Annotated in this window: 17 protein-coding genes and 1 tRNA gene; 9 read left to right on the forward strand and 9 right to left on the reverse strand. The window is 44.8% G+C overall.

Features of this window, described 5'->3' with window-relative positions; all coding sequences use genetic code 11:
- Nucleotides 1-189: 189 nt before the first annotated feature.
- The 5 genes from VB073_RS02535 to sppA form a co-directional block, all read right to left on the reverse strand.
- Nucleotides 190-262, reverse strand: a tRNA-Phe gene (locus VB073_RS02535).
- Nucleotides 263-341: 79 nt separating this feature from the next.
- The gene (thiL, locus tag VB073_RS02540) at nt 342-1,370 is read right to left on the reverse strand and encodes a thiamine-phosphate kinase (RefSeq protein WP_323402574.1); all 1,029 of its coding nucleotides are present in this window, start codon (nt 1,368-1,370) and stop codon (nt 342-344) included.
- 82 nt (nt 1,371-1,452) lie between these two features.
- Nucleotides 1,453-2,265, reverse strand: a complete 813-nt coding sequence (locus VB073_RS02545; protein WP_323402575.1) for a purine-nucleoside phosphorylase — start codon at nt 2,263-2,265, stop codon at nt 1,453-1,455.
- Nucleotides 2,237-3,340 (reverse strand): tetraacyldisaccharide 4'-kinase, encoded by a 1,104-nt coding sequence (lpxK, locus tag VB073_RS02550; protein WP_323402576.1) that lies wholly within the window; start codon nt 3,338-3,340, stop codon nt 2,237-2,239. Before lpxK ends, VB073_RS02545 begins: the two co-directional genes overlap by 29 nt.
- An 82-nt stretch (nt 3,341-3,422) precedes the next feature.
- Nucleotides 3,423-5,201, reverse strand: a complete 1,779-nt coding sequence (sppA, locus tag VB073_RS02555) for a signal peptide peptidase SppA (RefSeq protein ID WP_323402577.1) — start codon at nt 5,199-5,201, stop codon at nt 3,423-3,425.
- A 253-nt stretch (nt 5,202-5,454) separates the two neighbouring features.
- Here sppA and VB073_RS02560 point away from each other — a divergent pair, with 253 nt between their 5' ends.
- The 8 genes from VB073_RS02560 (at nt 5,455) to VB073_RS02595 (ending at nt 15,173) form a co-directional block, all read left to right on the forward strand.
- Nucleotides 5,455-6,030: an RNA polymerase sigma factor gene (locus VB073_RS02560; protein WP_323402578.1), complete on the forward strand. Its 576-nt coding sequence runs from the start codon at nt 5,455-5,457 to the stop codon at nt 6,028-6,030.
- Nucleotides 6,017-7,345, forward strand: a complete 1,329-nt coding sequence (locus tag VB073_RS02565; protein ID WP_323402579.1) for an outer membrane beta-barrel protein — start codon at nt 6,017-6,019, stop codon at nt 7,343-7,345. The genes VB073_RS02560 and VB073_RS02565 overlap by 14 nt, the downstream gene beginning before the upstream one ends.
- Before the next feature lie 27 nt (nt 7,346-7,372).
- Nucleotides 7,373-8,104 carry a hypothetical protein gene (locus VB073_RS02570; protein WP_323402580.1) on the forward strand — a complete coding sequence of 244 codons (732 nt, stop codon included), beginning with the start codon at nt 7,373-7,375 and terminating at the stop codon, nt 8,102-8,104.
- 124 nt (nt 8,105-8,228) lie between these two features.
- Nucleotides 8,229-8,681 carry an SsrA-binding protein gene (gene smpB / locus VB073_RS02575; protein ID WP_323402581.1) on the forward strand — a complete coding sequence of 151 codons (453 nt, stop codon included), beginning with the start codon at nt 8,229-8,231 and terminating at the stop codon, nt 8,679-8,681.
- A 128-nt stretch (nt 8,682-8,809) separates the two neighbouring features.
- On the forward strand, nt 8,810-9,685 hold the full coding sequence (locus VB073_RS02580) for a nucleoside recognition protein (RefSeq protein WP_323402582.1): 876 nt from the start codon (nt 8,810-8,812) through the stop codon (nt 9,683-9,685).
- 41 nt (nt 9,686-9,726) lie between these two features.
- Nucleotides 9,727-13,425, forward strand: a complete 3,699-nt coding sequence (metH, locus tag VB073_RS02585; protein WP_323402583.1) for a methionine synthase — start codon at nt 9,727-9,729, stop codon at nt 13,423-13,425.
- Nucleotides 13,426-13,471: 46 nt separating this feature from the next.
- Nucleotides 13,472-14,500, forward strand: coding sequence for a low specificity L-threonine aldolase (locus VB073_RS02590; protein WP_323402584.1), 1,029 nt, complete (start codon nt 13,472-13,474; stop codon nt 14,498-14,500).
- A gap of 109 nt (nt 14,501-14,609) precedes the next feature.
- On the forward strand, nt 14,610-15,173 hold the full coding sequence (locus tag VB073_RS02595) for a DUF2179 domain-containing protein (RefSeq protein WP_323402585.1): 564 nt from the start codon (nt 14,610-14,612) through the stop codon (nt 15,171-15,173).
- 20 nt (nt 15,174-15,193) lie between these two features.
- Here VB073_RS02595 and mazG read toward each other — a convergent pair whose 3' ends face one another.
- From mazG to VB073_RS02615, 4 genes are all read right to left on the reverse strand, one after another.
- Nucleotides 15,194-15,988 carry a nucleoside triphosphate pyrophosphohydrolase gene (gene mazG, locus VB073_RS02600; protein ID WP_323402586.1) on the reverse strand — a complete coding sequence of 265 codons (795 nt, stop codon included), beginning with the start codon at nt 15,986-15,988 and terminating at the stop codon, nt 15,194-15,196.
- A gap of 48 nt (nt 15,989-16,036) precedes the next feature.
- Entirely contained in the window at nt 16,037-18,067 is a 2,031-nt protein-coding gene (locus VB073_RS02605; protein WP_323402587.1) for a protein-disulfide reductase DsbD family protein, read from the reverse strand.
- A 93-nt stretch (nt 18,068-18,160) separates the two neighbouring features.
- Entirely contained in the window at nt 18,161-18,859 is a 699-nt protein-coding gene (locus VB073_RS02610) for a DUF2461 domain-containing protein (protein ID WP_323402588.1), read from the reverse strand.
- Between the two features lie 239 nt (nt 18,860-19,098).
- The gene (locus VB073_RS02615; RefSeq protein WP_416349493.1) at nt 19,099-20,556 is read right to left on the reverse strand and encodes a catalase; all 1,458 of its coding nucleotides are present in this window, start codon (nt 20,554-20,556) and stop codon (nt 19,099-19,101) included.
- Nucleotides 20,557-20,885: 329 nt separating this feature from the next.
- On the opposite strand from VB073_RS02615, the gene dnaB reads away from it, so the two are divergent.
- Nucleotides 20,886-22,421 (forward strand): replicative DNA helicase, encoded by a 1,536-nt coding sequence (gene dnaB, locus VB073_RS02620; protein ID WP_323402590.1) that lies wholly within the window; start codon nt 20,886-20,888, stop codon nt 22,419-22,421.
- Nucleotides 22,422-22,497: the final 76 nt, after the last annotated feature.

Below are 22,497 nucleotides of genomic sequence, written 5' to 3' on the forward strand. Positions count from 1 at the left end.
ATATGATGAAAGATTTTGTCCGAAAATGATTTCTTATCATAAAAAATACGGGTTGATCCAAAATGGATCCTCCAATATAGATAGGGATTTATAGTGGTTGATAAAACAAAACACCCAACTTTACATTATTAGGGTGTAAAATTGGATGTATTTAAAATATCTCGCTGATTAGATTATCAGTCTGATTTGTGGTGCCACCAGGAATCGAACCGGGGACACAAGGATTTTCAGTCCTTTGCTCTACCAACTGAGCTATGGCACCAGCACTGCTTAAATTGCGAGTGCAAAGATAAGCGCATTTTTGAGATTTACAAAATTTGTAAATAAAAAATGCAGAAAAATTATTCATCCGCTATCGGATTCCATCCCTGCGCTTGTAATTGCATCTCCTGACCGTCGCGGGTGACCAGATAGCAACCTTGTTCGATTGGCGTAATATGGCCCACCAGACGGATTCCTTCCAGTTTGCTCATCTTCTCATGCAGATGCAGTGGGACGGTAAAGAGTAACTCATAATCTTCCCCGCCATTCAAGGCTACGGTGGTTACATTCATATTGAATGTCTCGGCCATCACCGCAGTCTGGTAATCGATAGGTATCCGCTCTTCAAAAAGTTGGCAGCCAACGTTACTCTGGTGACAGATATGCAGCAGGTCGGACGACAATCCATCAGAGATATCTATCATTGAAGTAGGGACAATCCCATTCTCTGCCAGCATGGCTATGATATCTTTTCTGGCTTCCGGTTTGAGTTGTCGCTCCAACAGGTATTCCTTACCCCCAAAATCAGGCTGGAAATCCTTGTCCCCATTGAATACGATCTTTTCCCTTTCCAGCAATTGTAATCCCATATAGGAGGCACCCAAGTCGCCGGATACGTAGATTAGATCGGTATTTTTTGCTCCGTTGCGGTAGACAATCTTCTCTTCTTTCACCGTTCCGATACAGGTGATGCTGATGGTGAAGCCGGTGAGGGAAGAGGTGGTGTCACCTCCCACGATATCCACCCCGTAGATCTCACAGGCCAGCTTTAATCCGCTATAGAACTCTTCGAGATCTTCCACTGAAAAACGTTTCGATATACCCAGGGAGACAGTAATCTGCTGGGGATTGCCATTCATGGCGTAAATATCGGAAAAGTTGACGACTGCCGCTTTGTACCCGAGGTGTTTCAGAGGCGTATAGACGAGATCGAAATGGATTCCTTCCAAAAGCAGATCGGTCGTTACGAGTGTACGTTTGCCTGCATTATCCACCACGGCGGCATCGTCACCTACACCTTTGACGGAACTCTCCTGAGTGAGTTTGATATCTTTGGTAAGATGGTCAATTAATCCAAATTCACCCAACGTTGCTATTTCTGTTCGCATATAAAAAATGAATAAAAAAGAGGTTATCTGAAAATTACCTTTATTGAATATTTACAAACACCCCTTTTCTGAATAAAGTCTATCAAATTTTCTGAATAATGGCACGCATGATCTCCGCCATCTTCGGCTGTGCGATCTTGGCTGCCTCCTGCACATCTTCGTGAGATACCTCCACAATCTTACCGATCACACCCAGGTCGGTGATGATAGAGAATGCCAGCACCTTTATGCCAGCATGGTTGGCCACGATCACTTCCGGTACGGTGGACATACCCACAGCATCACCACCAATAATTCTTAGCCAATTGTATTCGGCAGGTGTTTCAAAGGTCGGTCCCTGAAGGCCGATATAGACACCGTGCTGCAATTTGATATTCTTCTCTTTGGCAATCTCCATGGCCATCAAACGTAGCGATTTGTTGTAGGCTTCGCTCATATCGGGAAAGCGGGTGCCCAACTCGTTGAAGTTCTTACCGTGGAGCGGGTGTTCCGGGAACAGGTTGATATGATCTTCGATCAACATGATATCTCCTATGTCGAAGCTGGAGTTCATTCCTCCTGCCGCATTGGATACGAAGAGATATTCAATGCCTAGTGCCTGGAATACACGCACGGGGAAAGTCACCTGTTTCATGTCGTATCCTTCGTAGTAATGAAAACGCCCTTGCATGGCCAATACTTTCTTGCCGCCAAGCGTACCTATGATCAGTTTTCCGCTGTGTCCTTCCACCGTGGAGACGGGAAAGTTAGGAATCTCGGTATAGGGAATCTCGTTTTTATCTTCGATCTCATGTGCCAGTTCTCCCAGGCCAGTACCCAGGATAATGGCTGTATTGGGGATTTCGCTAATCTTACCCTTTAGGTAATCAGCCGTTTGTCTGATAGTTTCTAACATGTTCTATAATTTTATTATTGAATTGTTCTTGTTCTTTTTTATCAATGAATGATACCTGTACGGGGATATAATAAAGCATCTTTTTCATCTCTTCATCAAGATAGGGTAATACCCTGAGACGGACGGCATCTTTCTCAGTGGTGAGGATAATTTTGTTGTTATCATCCACCGTACTGACCCATTCCCGGATCGATTGGATATCTTTCTCTCTAAAAGAGTGATGATCAGGAAAAAATTTCGTGTAGAGGTTATAGGTGATAAGTTCCACCTTATCCACCAAGGGTTGGGGTGAGGCTATGCCCGCCACTAAAAAAACATGTTTCTTGCGGATATCCAATGCCTGTAGAGGGCCGCCCTGTAATTCCGGAAAGAGAGGTGTTGCCATCCCGTAGTCGAGCCCGGTGAAATAGAGCTGTTGAAATACGTAGAGATTTAATCCGTTAGTATAGATCCGGAAATCGATGGGTTGCATGTCCGGATCGCATTTGGAGACTATCACGATGGATGCTCTATCCTTTCCTTTCAGTGGCTCACGCAATGATCCCATAGGCAGTAAGTGGTCTTCGAAAATGGGGCGATTACTGTCGACCAGCAGGATAGAAAGTGATGGTTGTACGTACCGGTGTTGAAAGCCGTCGTCGAGAAGAATCACATCAGGACGTTCTTCTTTTTCAATGGAGAGAATCTTCCTGATTCCGCTCACCCGGTCTTTATCGACCACCACCAGTGTCTCCGGGAATTTTTGTTTGATTTGCAGCGGTTCATCTCCTACGTTGCGCACCTTAGAGTTGGTGCCGACAATCATGAAGCCGTTGGTTTTACGTTTGTATCCCCTGCTGAGTACCGCCACCTTGAACTGTGGAGATAACAACCTGATAAGATATTCAATATGCGGTGTCTTCCCCGTGCCGCCCACAGTGAGATTACCTACGCAGATAACCGGAATCTCGAATGACTGTTGTTTGAGTATTTTTTTGTCAAACAGTGTATTCCGAAAATTTACACCAAGGCCGTATAGCCATGCTAACGGCGACATTGATCTGCGGATTTCGACGGAAGGTTTATCCTTTTGCATGGGTGAATCTTTCAATGAACGTTTTCGTTAAGCTAAATGAGCAAAGTAAATTTGTTTTGCCGAGCGCAGAAAATGTCTAATTTCAATGAATATTCAATTCATATGGAATTCTTGCCTGTATATAATCCTGTTCTTTGATATCTTTCAATATCATAAACATCTCATAACTTTCACCGAGGTACTTTTTCAATGTTTGAGCAGCCAATTCTTCTTTCTTAGGATTGATCAATTCTTCCAAGACTGAGCGGAGTTTGGGGTATTCGAACACTACAAAACTCTTACCCAGGTTAGCCATTTCTGCAGCTATCTCGATAGCTTTCTCAATTCCTCCCAGTTCATCCACCAGCCCGATCTCTTTAGCCTGATTCCCTGTCCATACGCGGCCTTCAGCATAAAGAGCCAGCGAGTCTTTGGGCATATTGCGTCCTTCTGCGCAGCGGGTCAGGAAGAGATCGTACCCTCTCTCTACCATAGACTGGAGGTGTTGTTTCTCTCTATCATTCAAAGAGCGGGTGATATTTCCGAAGTCGGAGAACTCATTGGTTTTCACTTCATCGGTAGATATTCCCAGCTTCTTGCTAGTACCTGCAAAACTGGGGATCATACCGAAAATACCGATCGATCCGGTCAGTGTGGTAGGCTGGGCAACTATCTTATCCGCATTGCAGGCGATATAATAACCGCCGGAAGCTGCCAGATCACCCATGGATACCACAACCGGCTTTTCCGCTTTCAGGTCGGTGATAGCTTTCCATATCTGTTCCGAAGCATAGGCACTACCTCCTCCCGAGTTAATACGAAATACCACAGCTTTTATCTCTTTATCTTTTCTCAATCTCTCGATCTGATCCACTAGGTATTTGTCCTGGATATTGGAAGAACCGGTACCAGAAGTAATATTTCCCTGGGCATATAAGATGCCGATGGTATTGTCGGTTTTCTTGACAGTTTTTGTTGTTACCGACTTCATATTTGCCACTGTCGCTGAAGGTATCTTTGCATCCTTATCGATCCCGATTAGGCTCCTTAAGTAGTTTTTCATCTCGGTTTCGTAAAGAAGGGTGTCAACCAGATTGGTTGAAAGCAGGAAGTCGGTTGATTGCAGGGCCGGCAGACTGTTGGCCACCATGTCGATATCGGCGGTTGTGACTGAGCGGGATGCAGCAATATCACTTTTGAGGAAGCTCCACGTATCGTTCAGGAAAGAGCTCACCTGTTCCCTGTTGGCTTTGCTCATTTCGTTTTGGGTGAACGGTTCTACTGCCGATTTATAAGTTCCTACTTTGAATATCTGCATTTCGATTCCCAACTTATCGAGGGCATCCTTGTAAAAAGTAGGTACCGAGGCCAACCCGTGCAGGTCGAGCATCCCTTGCGGGTTGATAGCTACTTTGTCGGCCACGGAAGCGAGCCAATAACCCCCTTGCGTATATGAGTCGGCGTAGGAGACGATGAACTTTCCGCTTTCTTTGAAGTTTACCAGTTCGTGCCGTATCTCGGCAAGCGTAGCTGAAGAGGCTGTCATAGCCCTGGAATCGATATAAACACCTTTTATTTTATCATTATTCTTAGCTTTTCTGATAGCACTTACAATATCGTTTAAACCTATGGGGGAAGGGAGATCGGAGTTGATCAGGGAGAAAAACGGATCCTCTTCCGGGGTGCGTTCGTTAATCGGACCATCCAAACGGAGATTCAGTACCGTATTATCCTGTAAAATGAACTTTTCACCTGTAGACATGGAACCCATAAATGATCCCATTGCCCCGAAGAAAAAGATCATTGCAATCATAGAAAAGAGAATGTTGGCGATGACAAAACCCAAAGCGGACGCGAGCATGATTTTCAGAAAATCCTTCATAGAGTGGAAATTTTATTTGATTATTAGTACAAAAATAGGGAAAAAAGAGTTATACCCCAATTTAATTTACATATTCTTAATTAATTTCATTTGCCGGTTTTTTCCTTTGGATGTAATTTTGGAGCGTGAATTTTAGCGCAGAAATGACCGGAAATGTTTATTCCTTAAAAAAGCATAAATAGAGATAAAAAACTACTGGTTCACGCAGCGTTTTTTCTTGTTTTTCATCTAATAAAATGAACTGCGGTTAAGAATGGATGATTCGCAACTTGTCATAGCATGTAAGAAACAGGACCATAACGCCCAAAAGGTATTGTACGAGCGCTATGCTCCTATGATGATGGCGGTATGCTTGCGTTACAGCGGAGACGAGGAGATAGCCCGAGACTTGTTGCATGACGGATTCATCCGTGCTTTCACGCAGATCGGCTCATTTTCGGGCAAGGGTTCTTTTGAAGGTTGGCTCAGACGGATTTTCGTGAATCTGGCGTTGGAGAATTACAGGAAAGAGAAGCAGAAGTACCGGTTTATGGAGGAGTACAGTTACATCCATAACGAAGAATCGGAATCCCCGACGGATAATTCTCTCGATATTGAAAATATCCCCGAGGAAGAAGTATTCGATATGATAAGAAACTTACCACCCGGATACAGGGCAGTGTTCAATATGTATATTTTCGAAGAGATGTCGCACAAGGAAATTGCCAAAGTGTTGGGTATTAATGAAGCAGCGTCGCGTTCCCAATTTTTTAGAGCAAAGAATATGCTCCGGAAGAAAATTTCAGCCATCCTACATAACAATCAAAGACAATACAATGATGTCAGATAGCGATATTAGAAAAGGATTTCAATCAAAACTCGGTGGTTTTGAAGCACCAGTACCAGCCGATGGCTGGGAGAGTGTAGAACGGTCACTGAGAGCAGCCACGGCTGCGCGAACGGCATTACGGCGAAGGTGGTATGCCGGTTCGGTAGCCGCTGTGTTGATATTGCTGGTTGGCAGTATCCTGTTTCTCCAAAACCCTGTACAGGATCCTGAAATAGTGGCTTCGAAAACAGATACCTCTCTTCCCATAGCAAATAATATTCCCGATCAGGCTAAACAAATAACCACTGCATCACAGTCGATCCCTGAATCTGCTGTTCAGCCGGCGAAATCCGGGCAGCAGTTACTTGCCCTAAAAACTTCAGGAAAAGCAAAAATAGGAGGAGAACTGGTTGTTCGTTCTTCTTCACCCTCCGGAATGATGGAAGCATGGTTGGAGCGTGAGAGAGTGAATCGCAGTACAGATAGAGGGTTGGATGCCGGAGCGCTCAGGTTGTTGGTAGAATCTATTGGAAATCGTTCAGGTAAAGACAAGATGGACCAATCTTCGGAAGATATTATTGTGGTAGGAGGTGATGATGCCTTGTTTGCCGGAGGAATAGCAGGCGAGAGACGTGAGGGTACTCTTTTGCTTGCTCTGAATGGGAAAGGGGGATTGACCGGATATCAACAGAAGGTGAATTCGCCTATGACCTTGAGGAGTGCCACCGTATCTACTGATGGTAAATATCTGAATGATGCGAATAAAATACAGTTCGAGGCGGTCAAAACAGACAATATTTCGGAAATGGAGCATGACCAGCCCGTGTCATTTGGAGTGACCGTTTCCAAATATTTGTTTGATGATCTTTCCATTGAAACAGGTCTGATTTACTCTTATCTTCACTCCAAGAGCAGGAATACCAATAACAGTTTTCAGGTACAGGAAGTACAAAAGCTTCATTATTTGGGTGTTCCACTGAATATAAACTATAATCTTTTCTCTGTGAAAAAGCTGAATATATATGCATCTATAGGCGGAATGGTAGAAAAGGATGTGTATGGAGAATTCCGGAAAGTAAGTAAAGGCCAAACAACAATAATCAATAACTTGTCAGGCAAGTTGGAAGAAAAGGAAATTCTGAAAATATCGCAGCGTAATCCCCAACTTTCGGTGAATGCCGGTGTAGGTCTTTCTTATCCCGTTTATGACGGGTTAAGGTTATATGGAAAAATGGGAGGAGCCTATTATTTTGATGCAAAAAATCCATATAAGACTATTTATTCGGACAGAAAGATCGTGATGGATTTGAATCTGGGATTACGGTATGAATTTTAATATTAATATAAAATAGAAAATCAACAAATGAGAAAAGTAATTTTATTATTAGGTGTTATCGGGGCCAGCCTTATGATGACATCTTGTTTGGGAGATGGCGGTCAGTATAGGGAGCCCGGATATGTGTACGTGGATATGGATGACAAGGGAACTTTTTACGGAAGGTCACTCTCGACTTACGCCTTCCGTATTATTACGTCGAATGATATGACGCAAATGGAACCTCGTACATTTAAATATATGGAATATCGCTGGGACGAGAAAATGGGATCAGCACCAATCTTATTGGATGGACAAGCGCTCTCTGCAGACAAAGTCGAGGTGATTGGCGAACCCGAGGATATAGTTTCGAGCTATCTAAATATAAGTACAGAGCTCCCTTCTATAGAGGATCCCAAAAGTTTTGACAGAGTTGAAACGCCCATTTATTTTGATTCCAAGGCAGTTTGGGATGATCATTGGATAATCCGTTACGATTATACCGCCAAGAAAGGTGAGGAAGCCCGTGTTGACTTCTACAAAAAAAATGGACAAAATGCGGATGAGGTGGTAATTTATGCTCATCTCGTTATTACCGGCACACCTGAGAGTTCAGCTAAAAGTGAGTTAAAGAAAGGTATGGTGGCACTCAATATGTCTTCTGTTCGTTCTCTGTTCGACACTAGTAAAAAGGAAATACAGGTGAAATTCGAGTACTATGAGAATAACAGGCTGACAGAGTCACGGCCCAATAGATGGATAATAAACAACCCGGATTGATATTTCTCATTCTATCATAAAAACGGCAGCTCCCTTCAAGAGGGGAGCTGTTTTTTTACAAAAAAAATCATGTACCTTTGCAGTCCGTCATCTGAAGAAAATGTGGAAAATTGGTGATTAAATAATGAAGCAGGTAGCGATCAATATAAAGAACAAACGTGCCACGTTCGATTATGAACTGGTTGAAACTTTTACCGCAGGTATTGTACTTACCGGAACGGAGATCAAATCGATCCGGCTGGGAAAGGCGAGTCTGGTGGATACCTATTGTTTCTTTGAACGAGGAGAATTGTGGGTGCGTAATATGCATATTGCCGAATATTTCTATGGAACCTATAATAATCATAGCGCACGACGTGACCGTAAACTGCTGCTCAATAAAAACGAACTACGCAAACTATCCCGCCTTACTAAAGAGACTGGTTTTACTATTATTCCCATTCGTCTGTTTATCAATGAAAAAGGATTGGCTAAAGTAATCGTCGCAGTGGCAAAAGGAAAGAAACAGTACGATAAGCGACAGTCATTGAAGGAGAAAGAGGATAAAAGATCTATGGATCGGATGTTTAAGAAGTGATAAGGTGGATAGGTGATTGGGTGACAAGGAGTGGATGAGGATTTTTAAATTTATTTTCCGATTCAATGCGTTTTCGTGATGATATATTTTTTCCGGCATTAAGAAAATCAAGTTATACAGCGTTATGGTTGCTTAAGATCATTTTGCCGGTATCCCTGTTAGTAAGATTGCTTGACTTCTACGGTATACTTACTTTTATCGCCGGCTTGCTTGACCCGGTGTTTGTCTATCTGGGATTGCCTGGTAGTACCGCCATTGTTTTTATAACCAGTGTTTTCCTTCCACTTTACGCACCGTTGGCCATTATCACCTCCATGTCAATTACTCTGAGGGAACTCACTATTCTGGCGCTGATGTGTCAGATTTCGCATAATCTCCCAGTGGAAAGCGCTATTCAAGCAAAGACGGGAACACCCTTCTGGACGGTTACCGTTTTACGGGTTTCGATAAGTATTATGGTAGGCCTGCTATTGAACCTTATATTACCGCAAGATATGGGAAATCCTGTCTTTGTGCGGACAGATGTAGCAGCTATCACCTCTTTGAACGATCTATTTCTTCTCTGGCTGGGAAGTTCATTGCAGGTGATGCTTCTTATCGCCGTGATTGTATTCTCATTAAACCTGCTTTATAATCTTCTTGATGCATACCGATTGATTCCTAAATTGAGTAAGGGTATTGAGCCGTTACTTCGTTTTTTTGGCTTGCCGTCGACTACCGGATTTCTCTGGCTTATCGGTTACATTGTCGGATTAGCATATGGGGGTGCACTGATGATGGATCAGATGAAAGAAGGAAAGGTGAACAGAACCGATACTAATTTGTTGAACTACCATCTTGCTATGTCTCATTCCGTATTGGAAGATAACATACTATTTATAGCTCTCGGAGTATCTGTCTGGTGGATATTGGGAGTGCGATTGCTGGTGGCATGGATTGTGGTATGGGGGAGAAGGGTAGTTTTGAGATTAAGATTTGGAGGTACTGGACTAAGAGTAGTGTAATGAACAAAGAGTTAAGCTCAAGAGATTTTATCATATAAGATATGAAGCAAAAAATAGAGGATATTCTGCCTGACCGCATCCTGATCCTTGATGGTGCGATGGGAACAATGATACAGCGTTATGGTCTTACCGAGGCTGATTTTCGGGGTGAGCGTTTTAAGGATTTTGATACTTTGCTCAAAGGCAATAACGATCTTCTTTCGATCACCCGCCCCGATGTGATTGGTGAGATTCACCGGGAATACCTGGCTTCCGGGTCAGATATCATCGAAACCAATACATTTAATTCTACATCGATTTCGATGCAGGATTATCATATGAGTCATCTGGCGCGCGAGATTAATCTGGCGGCAGCACGACTCGCACGCGAAGCTGCAGATGAATTTACGTTAAAGACACCCAATAAACCCCGTTTCGTGGCAGGTTCCATCGGTCCGACCAACAAAACGGCGTCGATGAGTCCCCAGGTGGAGAACCCGATGTTTCGTTCAGCCGTATTCGATGATTTCAAAACGGCTTATAAAGAGCAGATCATTGCATTGGTAGAGGGTGGGGTGGATATCTTGCTGATAGAGACTATTTTTGATACGCTCAACGCCAAGGCTGCCCTTTTTGCAGCGCAGGAGGTGGCAGAAGAAACCGGTATCAAAACACCTGTTATTCTTTCCGTGACTATTTCAGACAGAGCTGGACGCACTCTTTCAGGACAAACGCTGGGTGCTTTTGTTGCATCTGTCAGTCATGCCAAACCACTGGCTATTGGTCTGAACTGCTCACTGGGGGCTGCCGAACTGAAACCGTATGTGAAAGAGTTGGGGCGCATTGCCCCTTTCTATATCAGTACCTATCCCAATGCGGGATTACCCAATCAATTGGGTGAGTATGACGAGACTCCGGAAAAGATGGCTATCCAGATCAAAGAGTTTATTGAGGAAGGTTTGGTAAATATCATTGGCGGATGTTGCGGTACCACTCCTGCACATATTGCCGAATATGCCCGCCTGGTGGAGACCGGTGTTCCCCATCAAAAGGCTGATCTGCCGCGATATCTGCAACTTTCGGGTTTAGAGGTGCTGGAAGTCTCTCCCCAGATCAATTTTATGAATATCGGCGAGCGATGTAATGTGGCCGGATCGAGACGATTCCTGCGGTTGATCCAGCAAAAAAATTATGAAGAGGCGCTCGATATTGCCCGGAAGCAGGTGGAAGACGGTGCACAGGCGATCGATATCAATATGGATGATGGGCTGCTCGACGGAGAAGAGGAGATGACTAATTTCCTGAACCTGCTGGCTTCCGATCCCGATGTGTCGCGTGTGCCTATTATGATCGACTCTTCGAAGTGGTCGGTAATAGAAGCCGGCTTGAAATGTGTGCAGGGGAAACCCATTGTCAATTCGATCTCGTTGAAGAATGGTGAAGCGGAGTTCCTGCATCATGCACGACTGGCGCAGAGTTATGGTGCGGCGGTGGTCATAATGGCTTTCGATGAGACGGGCCAGGCTGATACATTTGATCGTCGCATCGAAATTTGTAGTCGTGCTTATAAATTGCTTACGAAAAACGGTTTTGATCCGAAAGATATTATTTTCGATCCTAACGTTTTGGCTATCGCTACCGGTATCGAAGAGCATAAGAATTACGCAGTAGATTTTATCAAAACCGTAAGATGGATCAAGGATAATCTGCCGCATGCTAAAGTAAGTGGTGGAGTAAGTAACCTCTCCTTCTCGTTTCGCGGTAACGAATATGTGCGGGAGGTGATGCATTCTGTTTTTCTCTATTATGCCATTCGCGAAGGGATGGACATGGGGATTGTCAATCCGGCCCAATCGGTCATCTATGAAGATATACCTGCCGATGTGAGAGAACTGGCGGAAGATGCAGTACTAAACCGGCGCGATGATGCTACCGAGCGGATGATGGAATATGCCGAGAAGATCAAAGGCGAGAAGAATCCCGAGGCAGAAAAAGCCAAAACTGAAGAGTGGCGGACACTTTCCCTGGAAGAAAGGTTGAGTTACGCGCTGGTAAAAGGGATAGGGGATTATATGGAGGAGGATCTTGCGGAAGCACTGCAAGCTTATCCCCGTGCCGTGGATATTATCGACAAACCGTTGATGGATGGCATGAACAGGGTGGGCGATCTTTTTGGAGCCGGGAAGATGTTCCTTCCGCAGGTGGTAAAAGCAGCGCGAACGATGAAAAAAGCGGTAGCCATCCTTCAACCCACCATTGAAGCCGAAAAAGCTGCCGGAGGTGATTCACAACAGAAAGCGGGAAAGATTCTTCTTGCTACTGTAAAAGGAGATGTGCACGATATCGGTAAGAATATTGTATCTATTGTATTGGCCTGTAACAATTATGATATTATCGATCTGGGTGTGATGGTGCCTCCTGAAAAGATCATCGAGACGGTGATCAAAGAGCAGCCTGATATCGTCGGATTAAGCGGATTGATCACCCCGTCTCTCGAAGAGATGGCCATTGTAGCCGCTGAGATGGAAAAAGCCGGCTTCAGCCTGCCGTTGCTGATCGGTGGCGCTACTACCTCGAAATTGCATACGGCATTGAAGATCGAACCGAAGTACAGTCTGGGGCCGGTGGTGTATGTAAAAGATGCTTCACAAAGCCCGGCCGCGGTGGCCAACCTGATGAGTCCCGGTAACAGGAATGATTATATCCAAAAAGTAAAGCATGAATACACGCAACTAAGGGAGAACAGTTTTAAAAAGGTGGTCGAACTGGTTTCGCTGGAGGAAGCCAGAAAGAATGCTTTCGGCATCGACTGGGATGGATATGAGGCCATTACTCCTCGCACTCTGGGACGTGTGAAATTGGAATATATACCGATGTCGGAAATCGTTCCCTATATCGACTGGAAATTCTTTTTCCATGCATGGAATATGTCGGCCAAATTCCATACGATCACCAAAACAGAGCGTACCAAAGAGGCTCGAGCCGTGTGGTTGGCCGGATACCGTGCAGATGACCGGGAGAAAGGCCAGGAAGCGGAAAAACTGTATGACGATGCAATAGATATGTTGCAAAAGTTTACAGATGAGAATGTGGATTATATCAAGGCCGTTTTCGGAATATATGAAACATACAGTGATGACGATACTGTCTTTGTTGACGGGACACCTTTCCCTTTCCTCCGCCAGCAGAAGAAGAGTGATAAAAATGAGTACTTCTGTCTGAGTGACTTTATTGCACCGCTTCATACTGGTAAGAAGGATTATATCGGAGCTTTCGCCGTTACTGCCGGAGTGGGAGCGGAAGAACAAATAGGACGTTATGAAGCCGAGGGTGACGAATATGCAGCCCTGTTGATGAAGTCGTTGCTCGACCGTCTGGCAGAAGCTGCTACCGAGTGGCTGCATGCCAAAGTACGCCGAGAATACTGGGGTCACGCTGCAGAAGAGAATCTTTCGGTTGCCGAGATGTTTGCAGTGAAGTACGAAGGGATACGTCCCGCGGTGGGATACCCTTCTATCCCGGACCAGACGGTCAATTTCCTGTTGCACGACCTGCTGGGCACTCCTGAAATTGGTATATCCCTTACAGAAAATGGCGTGATGTATCCCAATGCATCTGTCAGCGGGCTCTTTTTTGCCCATCCTGAATCGAAATATTTTGCCGTGGGAGAGATTTCTGAAGGACAGGTTACCGACTATGCCCGTCGTAAAAATGTGAAACTGGACGATATTCGCAAGTTCCTGCTTGCTAATTTGGTATAGTTGAAAGAAAGGTTTCGTATCTTTGTGTATATAATTCAGAGAAAACATGCGAAGTTTCGGAAGCGATAATAATTCCGGTGTAGATCCGAGAATCATTCAGGCACTGAGGAATGCCAATAATGACCATACTATTGCCTATGGAGATGATCCCTGGACTCGCGAGGCGGAGACGTTGATCCGTGAGATATTGGGAGAAGGTGATGTAGAACCGTTTTTCCTCTTCAATGGAACAGGTGCTAATGTGGTGGCGTTGCAAGCCTGTACCTTACCATTTCATTCTATCCTCTGTGCTTCTACCGCACATATAGCAGTGGACGAATGTGGTGCTCCCGTGAAGATGACTGGTGCTGCATTGAAAGAAATCCCTACGACAGATGGTAAATTAACGCCTGCTTTGACCCTCCCCTTTCTCCATGGTTTCGGCTTCGAACATCATTCCCAGCCTAAAGTGATTGCTATATCGCAAACCACGGAACTGGGAACCCTTTACACCCCGCAGGAGATCAAAGCGCTCGCCGACCTGGCTCATAGCCATCATATGGTTCTTTTTATGGATGGAACACGTATTGCCAATGCCTGTGCTTTTCTGAATGTCTCATTGAGAGAGATGACCGTAGATGCAGGGGTGGATATCTTTACGTTGGGCGGTACCAAGAATGGGTTGATGTTTGGGGAGGCACTAATACCATTGCGTAAGGAACTAGCTGAAAACATCAGGTACTACCGAAAGCAGACCACCCAGTTGTACTCCAAAATGCGTTTTATTTCAGCTCAGTTTATTCCTTACCTAAATGAAAATATCTGGATGGACAACGCAAAAAAATCGAATGATGCAGCACAAAAACTATATAATGAGATAAGTTCCATAGAGGGAGTAGTAGTTACACAACCGGTACAATCGAATGCTCTTTTTCTCATCCTTCCTTCCGAAATTACAGACAAATTGAGGGAACGATACTTTTTCTATGATTGGGATGAGTCGAGGAACGAAGTCCGGTTAGTTTGTTCGTGGGATACAACAGATGAAGATATTCGTGATTTTGTGGATTATCTGAGAGAACTTGTTGATAATTGACAAATTGACAATGAAAAGTGAAGAATTAAGAGTGAACAAAGATTCTATACTTCTCAACTTCAGACTTCTTAATTTCCAACTTCTAATTTCTAACTTCTAAACAAAAAATATGTTCGACTTTTTAGATGTTTACCCTTGGGTGTTACCCTTTATCATTTTCTTTGGACGTATTATCGACGTCACTTTGGGTACCCTACGAATTATCTTTGTTTCCAAGGGTGCAAAAAATATAGCCCCTATTATCGGCTTTGTGGAAGTGTTTATTTGGATCGTGATCATCTCCCAGATACTGTCACGCGCCAACGACATGGTCTCCTATTTGTCATACGCTGGCGGTTACGCGACAGGGAATTATGTGGGTATACTAATCGAAAGTCGGATCGCTTACGGGATATTACTCTGTCGCATTTATACCCAGAAGAATGGAATGGAACTGGTGCAGACTCTTAATCAGGTGAATTTTGGTGCTACCATGACTCACGGTACCGGCTCTACTAATGAGGTGGATATTATAGAGACTGTTGTAGACCGGAAAGAGATGAAAAAACTTGCGAGCATTTTGACGGAGTTTGACACCAATATTTTTTATGTGGTGGAAGATGTACGCACCCGAAAAAATGGTATTTTCCCGAAACGGAAGACGATTCTGGCACGATGGCGAATAGGAAAATAAAGGAAATAGATGGCGGGAGATTACAGCTCCTCCGGTTGTTTTCTCTTTGCCTCCTGCCAAATCATTTCCATCTCTTCCAGCGTCATTTCTTTGAGTGATCGTCCCTGCTCTTTCACCTTCTTCTCCATATAGTCGAATCGGTAAATGAATTTCCGGTTAGTGCGTTCGAGTGCATTGTCTGGGTTTACCTTATAGAGTCGCGCTGCGTTGATGATGCTGAAAAGCATATCGCCAAATTCGGCTTCCATCTTATCATTATTCATCTTTTCAATTTCCACTTCCAACTCACTTAACTCCTCTTTTACCTTATCCCATACATCATGACGCTGATTCCAGTCGAAACCGGCATTGCGCGCTTTATCCTGGATTCGGTAGGCCTTTACCAGGGCGGGTAGGGAAGTGGGTACACCCTCCAATACAGAGTGTTTCCTCCCTTTCTCCTTCAGCTTGATCTGCTCCCACGATTGTTCCACCGCACCGGCCGATTCAGCCTGTTGATCACCGAAAACGTGTGGATGACGGAATATGAGTTTGTCACATAGCGTGTTACAGATATCGGCTATATCGAATGCTTCTTTCTCTTCTCCAATTTTTGCATAAAATACCACATGAAGTAACAGGTCGCCCAGTTCCTTTTTTATTTCGGTATTATTGTTGCTGAGAATGGCTTCTGCCAGTTCATAGGTTTCCTCTATCGTGTTGGCCCGAAGGCTCTCATTAGTCTGTTCCCTATCCCACGGGCATTTTACCCGCAACTCATCCATGATATCGAGCAATCGGCTGAATGCCTCTAATTTCTGTTCTTTCGTGTTCATATATTAAAAATCAGAGGCGATTTTGAACCGCCTCTGTGATGTTATTTGTTATTTTAAATTTTTTAATCCTGTATGCAGGAATTCCACATATTTATCCACGCTTTCGTCATAGGCGTGTGAGGGTGAAAGCGGCTTCCCTTGATGATCGAGCACCACGTAGAACGGTTGTGACTGGGTGCCGAACTTGTGGCGTTGCAGGTAACTCCATTTATCGCCTACGGTACGCAGTTTTGACGTCCTTCCATTTTCATTGACTTCGATTGTTTCCGGCAGTCGCGTCCTTTCGTCTACCATCAGTACGATAAATACAAACTCTTCATCGATCAGTTCCCTTACACGGTCGTCTGCCAGTACGGTAGCATCCATCTTATGACAGTTGACGCAGCCGTGACCTCCAAATTCCAACAGTACGGGTTTGCCTGTTTGTGCAGCGTATGCCATTCCGGTTTCATAATCATTGAAGACCTGGCTCATCGGATTGTGCGCCAGTTTGAAATCCTGTGTCGACAATGGCGGAACGATGGAACTGATAGGTTTCAGCGGTGCTCCCCATAAGCCTGGCACGAGGTAGATGCTAAAGGCAAACGACAGCATGGCCAGGAAAAGCCTGAGCAGAGGTACATGGGAGAGCTCGCTGTCGCCATGCAGTTTGATTTTCCCTAACAGGTAGAATCCCAGTAGACCAAAGATCACAATCCATAAGGCGAGGAATATATCCCGGTTGAGGATACCCCATCCGCCGGAGAGGTCAGCTACCGATAAGAATTTCAGGGATACTGCCAATACGATGAATCCGAGTACCACTTTTACTGAATTGAGCCAGCTTCCCGATTTGGGCAACGTTTTGAGCCAGGATGGGAAGATTGCAAAAAGGGTGAATGGGATAGCCAGGGCAAAGGCGAATCCGAACATGCCGAGGGCGGGGGCCAGGAAATTACCTTGTGTGGCGGCATCTACCAGCAGCCATCCGATGATCGGGCCTGTGCAGGAGAAGGAGACCAGTGCCAGGGTGAATGCCATGAAGAACAGACTGATAAACCCTGTTGTGCTATCCACCTTGCTGTCCATCTTATTGGTCCATGATGCCGGAAGCACGATCTCGAAAGCTCCCATAAAGGAGAATGCAAAGGTAATAAGCAGAGCGAAGAAGATGAGATTGAATACCGGACTTGTAGCAATATTGTTTAGTGCTGCGGCACCGAAGATAGCGGTGATAATCAGTCCCAGTGTAACGTAAATAACGATGATGGAAAGACCGTATATCGTGGCATCTTGTATTGCTTTCTTACGGCTCTTCTTGTTTCTGTTCAGGAAGAAACTAACCGTGATGGGGATCATCGGCCAGACACAGGGAGTGATCAGCGCGGCAAATCCCCACAAAAGACCTTTAAGAAAGATACTCCATAGGGATGCATCGGCATGGTCGTCTGTTCCAAGTGCATTCAACTCCTCTACTACAGGCGACCAGAGGAGTTCACTGTCGGCACTTTCTAAAGGAGCCGTTGTATCAGGTGTAACTGTTTGTTCAGTCTTTTCTCCCGTAGCTCCGGTTTCAGCCGGTGTAAGGGATAAAGCAGTCTTGTTTGTTGAAGTGCCTCCGGCAACTGTCACTGAAGCCGGCAAGTCGGACGGGCTGAACGAAAAATCTACCGGCAACGGAGGTGTACATGTCTGGTCGTTGCACGCTTGTGCACGCACATTCCCTTCAACTGAAAAACTTCCTTTATCGGTTATTTTCAATCGTTGGGCAAAAGTGACGGAACCGGTAAAGGTCCCGATCTCCATCCCGAAGATCTCGTCATGTTTGACTGTCGCCTTTTTATCCACCGACTGGAATTCGCCGACTGCTTCCGCACCGGTTGTCTTGTCGAACTCGATCATGGTGGGGTTAGGACCACCATCAGGGATCTTGGTGTCGTACATATACCATCCCTGTTGGACTGAGGCTTTAGCGATGATATTAACCTCCCCGTTACCGGCATCTTCAAGTGAAAAATTCCACGTGATTATATCCTGGGCGGATATAAAAGCCGTAAAAAGAAAGAGAAAACCAAAGAGAGTGGTTGCTATTTTTTTCATACAATGATTATATTCTATTGGAATTAATCGACAAAGTTAATACACCGGTATTAATATCCTAAGTTAATATCGGTTATAAAGAGTTTTGTCGCGTTAAATATCTTTTTCGACCTCTTGTACGATTTCCATCATAAAATGGTATAGATTGGCGATCTGTGTGAAATCTTCTATGAGTTGGAGTGCGATAGCTTCGTTAAACAACCGTTCGTCGGACAGTGGTAGGGTTTTGAGCACGTATACGTTTTTGCGTTGCATCCATGGCTGATAGAATTCGGGAAGGTCATTGGCCAACGGACGTTTATAAGCTTCTCCGGCAACCTCGAATCCCGTATCCAGTGCTGTCTGTGCCATTTCTTTGAACGATTCGGGACTATACCCGATCTCCTCTCTCAAATGATCCATTACTTTTCGTTTTGGCATAAAGAGCCCCATTCCGTACATAAAGTATTCAGCACTGAACTCAGCAAAATATCCCGGGAAATTCTCCCAGTGGGTGATCATACGCTGAAAATTCAACCACATACTGGTTTTGTATGGATCTTTATTCGAAGAGAACCTGATATCGCGATAAATACGTGAAAGCATTTTTGCCGGTCTCAGTTCAAACATCGGATCAATATTGTACATGGTTGGTGAAAGCGTAACAGCCAGTGCACGAAAAGGTTCCAGCAACACTTTCTGATAAACGGTTTTGTGTTCGTCAAACCATTGCTTGTAGTTATTTTCTTTTAACTCCTGCAAAAAACCTACGGTTTCGGGTTTAAATCCCGTAAATGATGGAATCTCTTTCATCTGGTGTGATTTTTATGTTTATATTAAAGAACAAAAATAAGCTATAGGATGCATATCCCAAGTATCTGATCGAAATTTTATTTGTACAGAAAAAAGATATCACCATGAGTGAAGACCCCCAAAAGTTTTTTGTCTAACTTTTGGGGGTCAGTTCACTTTTTATGCGAAATCTCGTTGAGAATAAATGTTCTCAAGAGTCCCGTTGGGGGATTTTCCCTCAGTGATCTTTAACGTTACTTTTATTCAATACCTGCTTTTCCATACGAGATACCCAATGCGTCCGCCACACCTTTTCCGTAAGCGGGATCAGCCTTGTAACAATTACCGATGTGTCGGATCTTGATGATCTCGTCAGAGGAACCCATGTTCCGTGCCGTATTTTCAAAGAGACGCTGCTGTGCATCGGGCGTCATCAATCGGAATAGTTTTCCCGGCTGTTCGTAATAGTTGTCATCATCTTCGCGGAAATTCCACCGTTTAATATCGCCATCCACTTTTTGTACCGGTTCATCATATTCGGGTTGTTCCTGCCATACGTTGTAGCTGTTCGGCTCATAATGCAGGGTAGCGCCTTGGTTTCCGTCCACGCGCATCTGTCCGTCGCGGTGGAAGGGGTGGTAGTTTGCTTTATCGACACCTCTAGGATAGTTTACCGGAATCTGATGATGGTTTACACCGAGGCGGTAACGATGGGCGTCACCGTAAGAGAAAAGACGTCCCTGCAGCATCCTGTCGGGCGAGAAGCTGATGCCCGGAACCACATTGGCCGGGTTAAAGGCAGCCTGTTCTACATCCTGGAAATAATTATCGGGATTACGGTTCAACTCAAATTCCCCTACCGGAATAAGCGGGAAATCCCCTTTATACCACACTTTGGTGAGGTCGAATGGGTTGTATGGCATGTTTTCAGCTTGTTCTTCGGTCATGATCTGCACATACATTTTCCATTTCGGGAAATTGCCGTTGCCGATCGCTTCGAACAGATCCCGTTGATGACTTTCACGGTCTTTCCCTACCACCGCTTCGGCTTCGGCATCGGTGAGGTTCTCTATTCCCTGCTGCGAGACGAAATGGAATTTCACCCAATGACGTACGTTTTCGGCGTTGATAAAGCTGAACGTATGGCTTCCGAAGCCATGCATGTGACGATAGCTGCACGGAATACCCCTGTCGCTCATGGTGATGGTTATCTGATGGAGCGCTTCGGGGAGGTTCGTCCAGAAATCCCAGTTGTTGTTGGGACTGCGCAGGTTGGTATGCGGATCGCGTTTGACCGCGTGATTGAGATCGATAAATTTCAACGGATCCCGGAAAAAGAAGACAGGGGTGTTGTTGCCTACCAGATCCCAGTTACCTTCTTCCGTATAGAATTTCATCGCGAAACCGCGGATATCCCGTTCTGCATCCGCTGCACCGCGTTCACCTGCTACGGTGGAGAAGCGAACGAACATTTCTGTTTTTTTGCCGATTTCCGAGAAAATCTTGGCTTTTGTGTACTGCGTAATGTCATGGGTTACGGTAAACGTGCCGAATGCACCGGATCCTTTCGCATGCATACGCCTTTCGGGGATTACCTCCCGGTCGAAATGCGCCATTTTTTCCAAAAACCACGCATCCTGTAGCATCATCGGGCCCCGCGGTCCTGCCGTCATTGAATCCTGATTGTTGCCTACCGGCGCTCCTGCAACGGTTGTCATTTTCCGTTGATCCGACTTGTCCTTCTGTTTTTTCAGTTCTTCTGCATCCATAAATTTTAAGTGTTTAAATATTTAAGCGTTTAAGTGTGCTATATGGTGATTCTTTTTTTATGAACTGAATATGATTTGTAAAGATACAAAAATCTTTCAGAAAAGTCATTATTATTCAATTATTTCATCTAAGACCCTCCCATCTTCCCACTTTTCCATATAGATAAGTTTTCAACAAATATTTGTTTATAACTTTTAGAAAAGAATAGAGGTTAAAAATTCCCGTAGGAATAAATTACTGCCTACCTTTACAGTCCTTTTAGCAAAAACCTATCGAGATGGAAAGACAAAAGCGAAAATCTGCGGTGAAAGTAGTTGAAAAAACGGTTACAGCTCCCGATATCGGTAAGTTACCTCCTCAGGCCAGAGAGTTGGAAGAGGCAGTGTTGGGTGCATTGATGCTCGAAAAAGACGCTTATTCTGTTGTGAGTGATATATTGAAACCGGAAAGTTTTTATGATCCGTCTCACCAATTGATATACGATTCTGTTCAGGGCTTGGCCATGCAGCAAAAGCCGGTGGATGTGTTGAAGGTTGTGGAGGAACTCAAGCGGCGGGGTGAGTTGGATACTGCCGGAGGTGCGGTATATATTGCAGAACTGTCGGAGAAGGTAGCCTCTGCCGCACACATCGAATATCATGCCCGTATTATCGCGCAGAAATACATGGCGAGAGAGTTGATCTCCTTTTCCTCGGATGTGTCTCAGCAGGCTTTTGATGAGACGGTAGATGTGGATGACCTCATGCAGGAGACTGAAGGGCGCCTGTTTGAGATTTCTCAACGGAATGTGAAAAAAGATGTGATCCAGATTAATCCTGTCATCCGCGAAGCAATGAATAATATTCAGTTGGCTGCTAATCGGAAAGACGGGATGAGTGGTCTGCCTACCGGCTTCAAGGAGTTGGATAAACTCACTTCAGGATGGCAGCGGTCAGATTTGGTGATCATTGCTGCACGACCTGCCATGGGAAAGACTGCCTTTGTGTTGTCGATGGCAAAAAATATGGCGCTCGACTATGAACAACCGGTCGGTGTGTTCTCGCTTGAGATGTCAAACGTACAGTTGGTGAACAGGTTAATCGTGAATGTCTGTCAGATAAAGGGGGAGAGCATCAAGAGTGGCCGCCTTTCGGAAGATGAATGGGAGCGACTTGACAAAAACCATAAGTTCCTGTATAATGCGCCTATATATATTGATGATACGCCCAGTTTGTCGGTGTTTGAGTTGCGTACCAAAGCACGCCGGTTAGTACGTGAACACGGAGTACAAATACTGATTATTGACTACCTTCAGTTGATGAACGCAAGTGGCATGAGTTTTGGTAGCCGTGAGCAGGAAGTAAGTATGATCTCACGTTCCTTGAAAGGGTTAGCCAAAGAACTGAATATTCCCATTATCGCCTTGTCGCAGTTGAACCGTGGAGTAGAAAACCGGCAGGGTGTTGAAGGTAAAAGGCCTCAATTGGCCGATTTGCGCGAATCGGGTGCTATTGAGCAGGACGCGGATATTGTCTGTTTTATTCACCGTCCCGAATATTACAGGATTACCGAAGATGAACGGGGTAATTCTCTGGTGGGTATCGCTGAAATTATCGTGGCAAAACATCGTAATGGTCCCACCGGTATTGCCAGTATGCGTTTTGATAATGAATACGCCCGCTTTCAGAATCTGGACGATTATGCCGTAGGGCGAAACTATGTGGAACGGCCTTCGAGGATGAATGCGCATGCCAAACCGACGGATTCTTCCGGAGATTCATCCTTCTCTTCATCCGGACTTGTGTCTCATGGAAATGACCCGTTACCATTTTAACAACAAACCTAATTGTGTTTAAATTGTTATAATTACTGTAAAACTGTTTATTACATATGATCACTGTAAACTATTA

This window comes from Proteiniphilum sp., assembly GCF_034927365.1.
Classification (GTDB): Bacteria; Bacteroidota; Bacteroidia; order Bacteroidales; family Dysgonomonadaceae; genus Proteiniphilum.